Genomic DNA, 10459 nt, shown 5'->3' on the forward strand with positions numbered 1-10459 from the left:
CAGTTTCGACGTTTGGTTTCAATATCTACTTTGGTAGTTAGTTTTAAGCTAAATCGCTGATTTGAAGCTTTATTTATATCATTACTCACATTGGCATTTATTATGACGCAGCAATATCAAGTTTTAGCGCGCAAATATCGTCCAAAAAACTTTCACGAGTTGATTGGGCAATCGCACGTCTCACAAGCACTGATTAATGCGATTGATTATAATCGTCTGCACCATGCTTACTTATTTACGGGTACGCGCGGTGTCGGTAAGACCACTATTGCGCGTATTTTGTCTAAATGTTTAAACTGTGAGACGGGTATCACTAGCACGCCATGTGGTGTCTGTGATAACTGCGTGGCGATTGATCAAGGACGGTTTATTGATTTAATCGAGATTGATGCGGCCTCGCGTACCAAAGTTGAAGACACCCGCGAGCTACTTGATAATGTGCCGTATGCGCCAAGCCAAGGTCGCTACAAGGTGTACCTGATTGATGAGGTGCATATGCTGTCGACACACAGCTTTAATGCGCTGCTCAAAACCTTGGAAGAACCACCTGAGCATGTAAAATTCTTACTAGCCACCACCGACCCACAAAAGCTGCCCATCACGATTATCTCGCGCTGTTTGCAGTTTGTGTTGCGTCCTTTATCGCAAAGTCTGCTTAGTGAGCATCTAGCCAATATCTTAAATCAAGAGCAGGTGGATTATACTCAGCCTGCGCTTTGGCAATTGGCCAGTGCTGCTAAAGGCTCGGTGCGTGATGCGTTATCGCTGACCGATCAAGCGATTGCATTTGGACAAGGCGCGCTCGATGATGTAACAGTTAATGCCATGCTTGGCTTAATTGATGCCGCTGACTTGGTGCGTTTAATTACAGATATTTATAATCATGATAAATCAGCAGTCGCCACACATATCGAGCAAATGCGCGCGCAAATGGTCGATGCCACTAGCATGTTTGATGGCTTGGCTGAGCTGTTACATCAATTGGCATTGACGCAACTGCTGCCTGAGGTTGCGCTTAACGTAAACGAAGCACAAGCGCAGCAGATTAATCAGCTTGCGCAGCACATGAGTCCTGACGTTTTACAGCTATATTACGAAATCGTCGTCCAAGCGCGTGAAGGCGTAAAGCTGGCTAGCACACCGATGCAGGCGCTTGAGATGTGTATTTTACGTCTATTGGCGTTTCGACCTTTACCCGTCGATGAGATTTTAGCAAACGTACCGGATACTACTATATCTTCTGTCCCTAGAGCATCTAGCTCTGTATCAACTGTTTCTAGAGGCTCGATAGAAACTAACACGGCCGATAATGCTAAGGCAGAACTCAATACAGTATCAATAAGTGCCAGTACTGCTGATGCAGCAAACACCAATGCACTTTTAAATACTAATGAGCATTCAGTATCAGCGTCTTTATCAGAGCAAACCTTAGCAGTAGTAGAAGCGCTATCAGAATCGCAGCCAGAACCACAGTTAGAGCCAGCAGTGGAATCCATCCCGCCATTACCAGACTACGATGCTGATTATCAGACCTCAAGTCAAAATGAGGTCGAGCCATACAATACAAGTTATGATGATGCTGAATTTGACCAATATAATAGCTACGGTAATGATGAAGGATTGGATTTATTAAGCAGCAATATTAAGCCTGAGCCTGTTGTTGAGCCTGAAACTGTTATTGAGCCTGAGCCTGTTATTGAGCCTGAACCTGTTGTTGAGCCTGAACCTGTTGTTGAGCCTGAACCTGTTGTTGAGCCTGAACCTGTTGTTGAGCCTAGCGCAAATGATTCCCAATTAACTGCGCAAGTTGATGATCCGCGTACTTTGTTACGCTGTGCGCCGCAAGAATTAACGGGCGAGTGGACGCCAGAAAAATGGGACTACTGGTTACAATGCGCCCGCGAAGCTGGTAGTTTGGCACCCGATGAATTGGCATTAGCGCGCCAAGGGATGATGACCGGTCACTGTAACGCTAAAGCGGTCTTTGTCACGGCGGTAGATAGTAATCATCTGCAAGCTACTTTTCAGCAGCTGGCGGCAAAATTACAAGAACAGTTTACGCAAGCAGACATTAGCTTGCAGATAGATGGCAGTATTATGCAAGCCGATGATAAGACGCCTGAACGTCGTCAACAAAAACGCCTTATTGAAGCGCGTACAGTGGCAGAGTCCAGATTACTTAATACACCCGTCATGCAATATCTGACGGAGCGCGGCGAAGGAAAAATGGGTAAGGTTCAGTTGTATTAAAGCGTTCAGTTATATTAAACAATGTTCAATTTTATGATTGGCAATCTTTAATCAGTAAACCTTTATATATTTTATTATAATTCTCTAAATATCAAGGCGACATTAATTTATCGCCTTGATATTTTTCGTTTTATTAATGACTAAATAGCTTTAGATGACTAACAGAGTTATAGTAAAAAACTGTAAGATTTATTATAATCCGCTATAATGGTTAAGTTATATTAAAAACTAAAAAGCAGCTTAGGTGGAAATATGTTAGATAATTTACGTGGTATGGCTGTGTTTGCCAGTGTGGTCGGACACGGCTCTTTTAGTGGTTCAGCTCGCGAATTGGGTATTACGACCAGTGCGGTCAGCCAACAGATACGCGCTTTAGAAAACGAGCTTGGGGTAGTACTCCTGCATCGCTCAACTCGTAAGCTCAGCTTAACAGAAGCGGGCGCCAGCTTTTATGAAGCGGCAAAAGATGTGGTCAGTGCCGCTGAACAAGGGCGTATTAAAGTCAATCAATTACGTGATGAGCTTGCGGGTAGCTTACGCATTGCAACCACGCCTGAGCTTGGCGTTCATCATATTTTGCCCGCTCTATCGACTTGGATGTCGGCGCACGATGACCTTAGCATTACTTATTTTGCCGACAATCATTATATCGATATGATTGATGAGCGTATCGATATTGCGGTACGTATGAGCCCTAATATCAACGACTCAACCTTGAGCAATTACCCATTATCTGATGTGCGTCAACTGTTGGTTGCCTCACCGCAGTATTTACGTCAGCATAAAAAGATTGAAACGCCAAAAGATTTGGCAGACCATCAGCTGATTTGCATCGATATTATGAAAGACGCAAGTCATGTCGAGCTTACTCAGACCGAAACAGGCAAGAAAACACGCATCAAAATGAATTCGCGTATCCACACCAACAACGTCTTTATGGCGATGACTTTAGCAAAGGAAGGTCACGGCATGATTCGTATCATGGAGATGGACGTCAAAAGAGAGCTTGAAAATGGCAATTTGGTCGAAGTGTTGACCGGTTATCAGCTGCCAAGTTTTGTGCTATATGCCGTCACCTTAAACCGTGATCAGCAACCAGCAAAAATTACCCGCTGCTTAGAAGTATTAAAAAAGTACTTCCATGCCAATTAAGTCAAGCATTTAGTAATATCTGATTTAAAATGGTTTTAAAGTGTCCTAGATTCAAATAAGAAGTGCAACGTTTTAAAAGAATGAGTTGAAGAGTAAGATGTGCCGTGTTGCATTTCAAACTTCAACTCCTACATATCAGAACGTTATGAAACACTATACACATCTTACCCAAGAGCAAAGATATCAAATATCAGCACTATTGCAAGCTAAAAAAGGCATGAGTGAAATAGCTAGAATTATCGGCTGTCATAAATCAACGGTGAGTCGAGAGATAAGGCGAAACCTGGGACAAAGGGGTTATCGCCCCAAACAAGCCCATCGTTTGGCAAAAGCGCGCAAAGTTAAGAATAGCACACAGATTAGTCGCTTTGGCTGGTGCTATATTGAGCATCTACTCAGCAAGCACTACTCCCCTGAACAGATAACAGGGCGACTGAGGATGCTGGGTTGGGAAGATGTCCCAAGCCATGAATCGATATACCAACACATCTATACTGACAAAAAGGCAGGGGTGCTCTACACACCACCCTCAGATGTCAAAAGCGTTATAAGAGACGGTATCTGCAAGGCAATGATAGGCGCGGGAAAATAGCGAACCGCTGTGATATCACTGAGCGTCCTAGCATCATTGAGACACGCAGTCGTATGGGCGATTATGAAGGGGATACGGTGGTTGGTCATGGACATCAAGGTGTTCTGGTTACTTTAGTAGATAGAACGACTCGAGAGACTAAGATCAAAGCGCTACCCAATCGTAAGGCAAAAGCTGTCACACAAGCTTGTATTGACATGTTAAAAGGTGAGCAGGCGTTAAGCATCACCTTTGACAACGGTAAAGAGTTTGCTGACCATGAAGCGATGGCAACCGCGTTAAAGGCTGATATTTACTTCGCTCAGCCTTATCATTCTTGGGAGCGCGGAACGAATGAGAATACCAATGGTTTAATTCGTCAGTTTCTACCTAAGTCGATGCGTCTAGATAACCTATGCAGGCACTTAGTTCAGTCGATTGAAGACAGTTTAAATAATCGACCAAGAAAGGTGCTAGGGTTTAGAACACCGCTTGAGGTAAAATCTAGCTTCGGGTGCGTTGCACTTCAATGTTGAATCTAAGTGTTAAAAAGCAAAAGGCCTATAGATAATGTATCTATAGGCTTTTTTTGGTTTTAAACTTTGATTAAATTAACCGTTTAAAACGAAGGTTTTAATAAATTAACCAAACGCTCAACCACTTGTGAGCTTTCATCACGGCTCATATTAAGCGGTGGCAATAGACGAATCACATGACCGCCTGTGACATTAATGATTAATTTTTGCTCATCACGGGCACGGTCAACTAATTTGCTACAGTCTATCTGCTGAGGAAGGGCGATACCAATCATCATCCCAGCTCCGCGGGCGCTGACGCCATATTGTCCAAGCGCGTTAACCACGCCTTCACGGATGAACTGTCCTTCAGTGACGGCATTGTCCATGATACCGCCATCGGCAAGCACTTCATACACGCTATGTACCACACGACTGGCTAGCGGCGTGCCACCATAAGTTGAGCCGTGACTACCAGCGCCAAACAAGCCATTGGCACGCCCGCGCACCATGCAAGCACCGACCGGAAAACCATTGCCTAAACCTTTGGCGGTCGTCAAGACATCAGGGCGCGCGTTGCTATGCTGATACGCAAAGTATTTGCCCGTACGGCCGTTGCCAGTTTGCACTTCATCAAGCATAAATAACCAATCATGACTATCGCATACGGCTTGTAGTTGCTCAAGATACGTAAAGCCATTGGCTGCGGTATTCAAACCACCTTCGCCTTGGATAGGCTCGACAAATACTGCACAGATATCATTATTGTCTTGAGCCGCTTGCTCAATCGCGGCGATATCACCAAAGGGCACACGAATAAAGTCTTCATCCAAGGTATAAAAACCTTCACGGGCTTTAGGATTGGCAGTTGCTGATAACGACAGCAAGGTACGACCATGAAAAGACTGTTCCATCACGATGACTTTTGGGCGTTTAAAACCTTGCTGGTGCGCATAGAGTCGTGCCAATTTTAATGCCGCTTCATTGGCTTCAGCACCACTATTAGCAAAAAATACGCTGTCCATTTGCGCGGCATTACATAGAGCTTCGCCAGCGCGCTCTTGCCAGTCAATGCCAAATAAATTACTGGTATGCACCAAGGTTGCCGCTTGCTGCTGAATAGCCTCAGTTACTTGTGGATGACAATGCCCCAAGCCGCATACTGCGATACCCGTTAAGGCATCTAAGTAGGGTGTCTCATCTTTGGTATAAAGCCAGCTTCCTGAGCCGCGGGTGAAGCTGATTGGTTGACGATTATAAGTGGGCATCAGGTAAGTAGCAGACATGTAAAACATCCTTGGCATAATAAAGAGTTAGAGGATAAAAAGTTTAATGGGAGTGAATAGATAATTAGAGTTCATCAGAAAACGGCGTCGATTCGGCAGGTAAGGTATATTCTTCACTTGCCCATGCGCCTAAGTCAATAAGCTTGCAGTGATGACTGCAAAACGGCTTATATTTATTGTCTTGCCACGCAGTTTGATTGCCGCATTCTGGACAAGGATAGGTTTTGGGTAAGAGGTTGGTATTGTGGACGCTGTTGCTAGAAGTAGATTCAGTCATAATAAAAGTAGGTATATCCTATGGGCTATCAATAAATGCTGTCATTTAAGACAGCGCTTCTAATCAATAGCAAGTATGAATAATGTGAGTTTTTTGGCTTTATAAGCAATCGCCCTGCGGCATTAATAATTGTCGTTCGATAAGCATGGACGTTGTATTACTATTAGGCTGGATTGACTATATAATAGCATGCGGTCGGATAATGACAAATGACAAATCCCTTAAGGATAGTAGATGACTGACAATCTTGAGCTTTCGCATCAGCAGCAGCGTGCCTTTCAACCCCAAAAACTTTCAGCACCGCGCGATTTTATGACTCCAGAAGTATTGATGAATAGACAGCTGCCTTTGGTATTGGAGATTGGCGCAGGGAAGGGCAAGCATGCGCTTAGCTTTGCACTGCAGCATCCTCATAAGCATCTAATAGCCATCGAGCGTACACGTAATAAGTTCGATGCTTTTGCTAAATTGGTCGGGCAGCAGAAATCAAGCAATCTCAGCGCGATTCATGCGGATGCCATCGCTTGGATTGTTCATGCTGTCGCGCCAAACAGTATCGAGCGTATTTTTATCTTATATCCCAATCCTGAGCAACATAACCCTAACCAACAGTGGTTAAACATGCCTTTTTTTGAGTTTTTGCTTTCTCGTTTGCAAGTAGATGGAGAAGTAGTGCTGGCGACTAATATAGAAGCGTATATGGATAATGCAGAGCAGCAAGCCAATGAAGTCTGGTGCTTACCGAATACGCGTCATAAAGTCGCTAGTGATAGTCAGCGTACACACTTTGAAGTCAAGTATCTAGCGCGCGGTGAAACTTGTTGGCAGCTAAACATGCGTAAGCCTGACGGTTATCAAACCAGATTCGACAATTGGCAAGCAAGTAATAAGGCATAAAAAATAGCCTAAGTAAAAAAATGTATTATACTAAAAATTACCGAATAAAGAATTAAGGACAAAGAGTATGAAACAAAAATGTATTATCAAGAAGATAATTACATAAAATAGCCTAAGAAAATAAAAATAAACCATAAAAAGACCGCCACAAAAAGGCGGTCCAAAAAATATCAACCTTCCTATATCACAAAAAAGGCTTCACCAATTTATTAGAATCGGTATAAGCATCTAATACCGTCAAAAAGGTATAGGCACCGATAAATTTTCTACTGATAAACATAAACTCTTTAGGCGGCAGGTTAAACTCAAAAGACTGCATCGCTTGCGTGGCGTTATTTGAGAGGCGAGTATGCAACTTACTGTTCGCCCAGATATAACGCTGCTGTTCATCTAAGCAATTTTTGGGAATATCAGGGTTTAAAGTAGGGTCACTAAAGGGTTCTGTCGCTAATAAAAATAATGAAGCGATATCGGAGCGTACTTTATCACTCATGCTATCAAAAAAATCATAACCGGTCATGGCGCGTTTCATTGCTTGATGGTCATGATGATAGCCAGCTCGTAATAGCCCGTGAGCAATGGTTAGTAAGTTATCGTCGAATTGGCGAATGGCACCAAAATCTAGCAATACCAGCTTATCGATTTCGTTTTCATCAGCAGCGACACGAACGAGGTAATTACCAAAATTGGGATCCGTTTGCATCTCGCCCCATACAAAAATCTCTTGCATCATGATTTCGATAGCGGCTTGACCGATAGCGTTGCGGCGCTCATGTGACAATAACTGTAGCGCTTCCGAGACCACCGTAATGCCTGGCTCATAAGACATGCATAACAAGCGTTTGGTTGAGTAAGTACGATTGATTTTGGGTACGATATAACGTGGGTCGCCCAGTAAGCGCTCATAAAAACGCTCCGTGGTCGCTGCTTCCGCTTCGTAGTCAACTTCATGATGGAGGAGGTCGCGTATCTCTTCAAACCACGCATCGAGGGCGCGTGTTTGCGGTACGATATTACTGACTTTTAATAAACGCTTAAATAAAGCCAAGTCAGAATTGATGGCATCGGCCACACCGGGATATTGGATTTTTAACACCACTTGCTCGCCCGTTGCCAATACCGTTGCGCGATGAACTTGGGCGAGGGAAGCGGTACCAATAGGAACGGGATCAACTTTTAGCTCATTTAACTTCGCGCCCAATAATTGGCGTAATGTGACCTCGATTTTTGGCCATGCTAAGGTGGCGGTATCGTCATTGAGTGTTTGCAGGGCGCGCGTGATTTCAGGCGGTAATATATGTTCGCCATAAATTGCTAGCATTTGACCAATTTTTACCACCGACCCTTTTAATTTACCTAGCTCTTCTGCTAGATAGTGCGCCTGTTCTTCCATAAAAATTTGATTGCGCGCCGTACGTGCTTCTTTATTCAAAAACATACCAGACACACTATTACCTGCCCAACGACGACCGATATTTAAGGAGGTTTTCGCAATAGACATCCGACGCTCAAACCCTGAGGTCTTCAGGTTGTCGATGGATTGCTTGTTATTAGACGGTTTATTATTAGAGGGTCTAGAGGTATCATTTGCCATAAATATAATCATTCATCCGGTTGCTATTGATGTGCGGGCGTAAACCGACAATACAAGGAGATGCGACGTACTGGTACAAAATTGTATCATATAACGGGCGGTAGATTGAGATGCCCATGCTTAGCATGAACCGTTACTTTGTAAATTAACGTATGCTTATTAAAAGTAAATCTATGAATTGCTATGTTACATGCTACGACCGAGCATTAAAGCGCTCAAAATCAAGCGCCACAATAAATAGCCTTATTCTAACACTAAGCCGCCAAAGATAATTTTTTAAAATACGCTCATAAAAAATGAGCAAACGAAAAATCCGACCTAGCATTACACTAGATCGGATTGCCATAAAAACAATATAAGAAAAACGATATAAGTTTTAAATTGGCCTAACCATATTAAACATTTTCGCGAGCAATCGCCTGGTGACCGATATCACGGCGATAATGAGCGCCATCAAAGCTAATCGCGCCTGTCACGGTCAATGCGGCTTGCTGTGCACCAGAAATGCTATCAGCCAATGCCGTCACGCACAATACGCGCCCGCCATTGGTCACCACTTCTTTCTCATCATTATCATCACTAAACGTATCGTTATTAGAGAAAGCCGTGCCAGCATGAAAAACTTTGACTGACTTTTGATTATCATTATCCAACTCTGGCATACCAGTAATCACATCACCTTTGGATGAGGTTTCAGGATAGCCTTTTGAAGCAACGACAATACCGAGAGCAGGGCGCTCATCCCAATTGGCGGCGCTTGGTAATTTACCATTTAAGCCTTGGGCTACCAAGTCAACCATCGATGATTGTAAACGCATCAAAATCGGCTGCGTTTCTGGGTCGCCAAAACGGCAGTTAAACTCAATCACATACGGGTCGCCCGCCTCATCAATCATTAGTCCAGCGTATAAAAATCCGGTATAAGGATGGCCGGCAGCTTTCATGGCATCAACAACAGGTTGGATAATTTGCGCCATTACCTTATCGTGAACGTCTTGGGTGACCACTGGCGCAGGGGAGTAAGCACCCATGCCGCCAGTATTTGGTCCCGTATCGCCTTCAAACGCACGTTTATGGTCTTGGCTGGTTGCCATCGGTAAGATGTTGTCACCATCTACCATGCAAATAAAGCTGGCTTCTTCCCCTTGCAAGAATTGCTCGATAACCACACGGCTACCAGCATCGCCAAATTTATTATCCGCAAGCATATCGTCAATTGCTTCGTGCGCCTGCTCGATGGTTTCGGCGACGATAACGCCTTTACCCGCAGCCAAACCGTCGGCTTTGATCACAATCGGTGCGCCTTGCTCATCGATATAGGCTTTGGCAGCAGTAGCGTCCGTAAAGCCTTGATAGGCTGCGGTTGGAACATTGTTTTGTTCCATAAATTCTTTGGCAAAGGTTTTTGAGCCTTCAAGCTGCGCACAATAAGCGGTTGGCCCCCATGCTTTGATGCCGGCTGCACGACAAGCATCAACGATACCGGTTACCAACGGCGCTTCTGGACCGACAATCACCATATCAATGGCGTTATTTTGGCAAAATTCGATGACCGCACTGTGTTCGTCAGCATCGGCTGTATCTTCTAAGGTGACGTTTTGGCATTTGGGCTCAAGGGCGGTGCCAGCATTACCGGGAGCGACGTAGATGTTTTGTACCTTGTCGTCTTTTGCACACTGCCATGCGAGTGCGTGTTCGCGACCACCTGAGCCAATCACCAAAATATTCATCATACGTCTGCCCTTAGCATCAAAATTCATTGTGAGTTGTTTGTGAGTTAGTTTTTTGGGAGTTAATAGCGAGCCAGCAAAATCTGCTGCAATATACTGCGGTATTCTAACAAAAAAACGCCATGATTGTCATGAGTATCCACCTGTCAGCAAGTTTTAGATGAGGTTAGGATGTTATTGTCTTAAT

At 44.1% G+C, this 10459-nt stretch carries 9 protein-coding genes; 5 read left to right on the top strand and 4 right to left on the bottom strand.

The window, feature by feature from the left end; genetic code table 11:
• The first annotated feature begins 102 nt into the window (after positions 1 to 102).
• From dnaX to RAH45_RS06165, 4 genes are all read left to right on the top strand, one after another.
• Positions 103 to 2250, top strand: a complete 2148-nt coding sequence (dnaX, locus tag RAH45_RS06150; RefSeq protein ID WP_306495832.1) for a DNA polymerase III subunit gamma/tau — start codon at positions 103 to 105, stop codon at positions 2248 to 2250.
• Positions 2251 to 2502: 252 nt separating this feature from the next.
• On the top strand, positions 2503 to 3402 hold the full coding sequence (locus RAH45_RS06155; protein WP_305935279.1) for a LysR family transcriptional regulator: 900 nt from the start codon (positions 2503 to 2505) through the stop codon (positions 3400 to 3402).
• Between the two features lie 145 nt (positions 3403 to 3547).
• Positions 3548 to 3994 carry a helix-turn-helix domain-containing protein gene (locus tag RAH45_RS06160; RefSeq protein WP_306495833.1) on the top strand — a complete coding sequence of 149 codons (447 nt, stop codon included), beginning with the start codon at positions 3548 to 3550 and terminating at the stop codon, positions 3992 to 3994.
• The gene (locus RAH45_RS06165; RefSeq protein WP_306495918.1) at positions 3964 to 4509 is read left to right on the top strand and encodes an IS30 family transposase; all 546 of its coding nucleotides are present in this window, start codon (positions 3964 to 3966) and stop codon (positions 4507 to 4509) included. Before RAH45_RS06160 ends, RAH45_RS06165 begins: the two co-directional genes overlap by 31 nt.
• A gap of 83 nt (positions 4510 to 4592) precedes the next feature.
• Here RAH45_RS06165 and RAH45_RS06170 read toward each other — a convergent pair whose 3' ends face one another.
• Both RAH45_RS06170 and RAH45_RS06175 read right to left on the bottom strand, forming a co-directional pair.
• Entirely contained in the window at positions 4593 to 5774 is a 1182-nt protein-coding gene (locus RAH45_RS06170) for an aspartate aminotransferase family protein (protein ID WP_306495835.1), read from the bottom strand.
• 64 nt (positions 5775 to 5838) lie between these two features.
• Entirely contained in the window at positions 5839 to 6051 is a 213-nt protein-coding gene (locus RAH45_RS06175) for a DNA gyrase inhibitor YacG (protein ID WP_305935276.1), read from the bottom strand.
• A gap of 234 nt (positions 6052 to 6285) precedes the next feature.
• Between RAH45_RS06175 and RAH45_RS06180 the strand changes: the two genes are divergently transcribed.
• On the top strand, positions 6286 to 6948 hold the full coding sequence (locus RAH45_RS06180) for a class I SAM-dependent methyltransferase (protein ID WP_305935275.1): 663 nt from the start codon (positions 6286 to 6288) through the stop codon (positions 6946 to 6948).
• 184 nt (positions 6949 to 7132) lie between these two features.
• On the opposite strand, the gene RAH45_RS06185 is transcribed toward RAH45_RS06180, so the two are convergent.
• Together RAH45_RS06185 and purD are read right to left on the bottom strand one after the other, a co-directional pair.
• A complete protein-coding gene (locus RAH45_RS06185; protein ID WP_198327806.1) occupies positions 7133 to 8542 on the bottom strand; it encodes an ABC1 kinase family protein in 1410 nt (469 codons plus the stop codon).
• A gap of 395 nt (positions 8543 to 8937) precedes the next feature.
• On the bottom strand, positions 8938 to 10272 hold the full coding sequence (gene purD / locus RAH45_RS06190) for a phosphoribosylamine--glycine ligase (RefSeq protein ID WP_198327863.1): 1335 nt from the start codon (positions 10270 to 10272) through the stop codon (positions 8938 to 8940).
• Positions 10273 to 10459: the final 187 nt, after the last annotated feature.

This window comes from Psychrobacter sp. van23A (genome assembly GCF_030845275.1).
Taxonomy (GTDB): Bacteria; Pseudomonadota; Gammaproteobacteria; order Pseudomonadales; family Moraxellaceae; genus Psychrobacter; species Psychrobacter faecalis.

Excerpts from the sequence above, each read along its gene's own strand:
- purD (WP_198327863.1), bottom strand. The coding sequence starts at position 10,272 with ATGAATATTTTGGTGATTGGCTCAGGTGGTCGCGAACACGCACTCGCA.
- dnaX (WP_306495832.1), top strand. The coding sequence starts at position 103 with ATGACGCAGCAATATCAAGTTTTAGCGCGCAAATATCGTCCAAAAAAC.
- RAH45_RS06175 (WP_305935276.1), bottom strand. The coding sequence starts at position 6,051 with ATGACTGAATCTACTTCTAGCAACAGCGTCCACAATACCAACCTCTTA.
- RAH45_RS06155 (WP_305935279.1), top strand. The coding sequence starts at position 2,503 with ATGTTAGATAATTTACGTGGTATGGCTGTGTTTGCCAGTGTGGTCGGA.
- RAH45_RS06185 (WP_198327806.1), bottom strand. The coding sequence starts at position 8,542 with ATGGCAAATGATACCTCTAGACCCTCTAATAATAAACCGTCTAATAAC.
- RAH45_RS06170 (WP_306495835.1), bottom strand. The coding sequence starts at position 5,774 with ATGTCTGCTACTTACCTGATGCCCACTTATAATCGTCAACCAATCAGC.
- RAH45_RS06180 (WP_305935275.1), top strand. The coding sequence starts at position 6,286 with ATGACTGACAATCTTGAGCTTTCGCATCAGCAGCAGCGTGCCTTTCAA.
- RAH45_RS06160 (WP_306495833.1), top strand. The coding sequence starts at position 3,548 with ATGAAACACTATACACATCTTACCCAAGAGCAAAGATATCAAATATCA.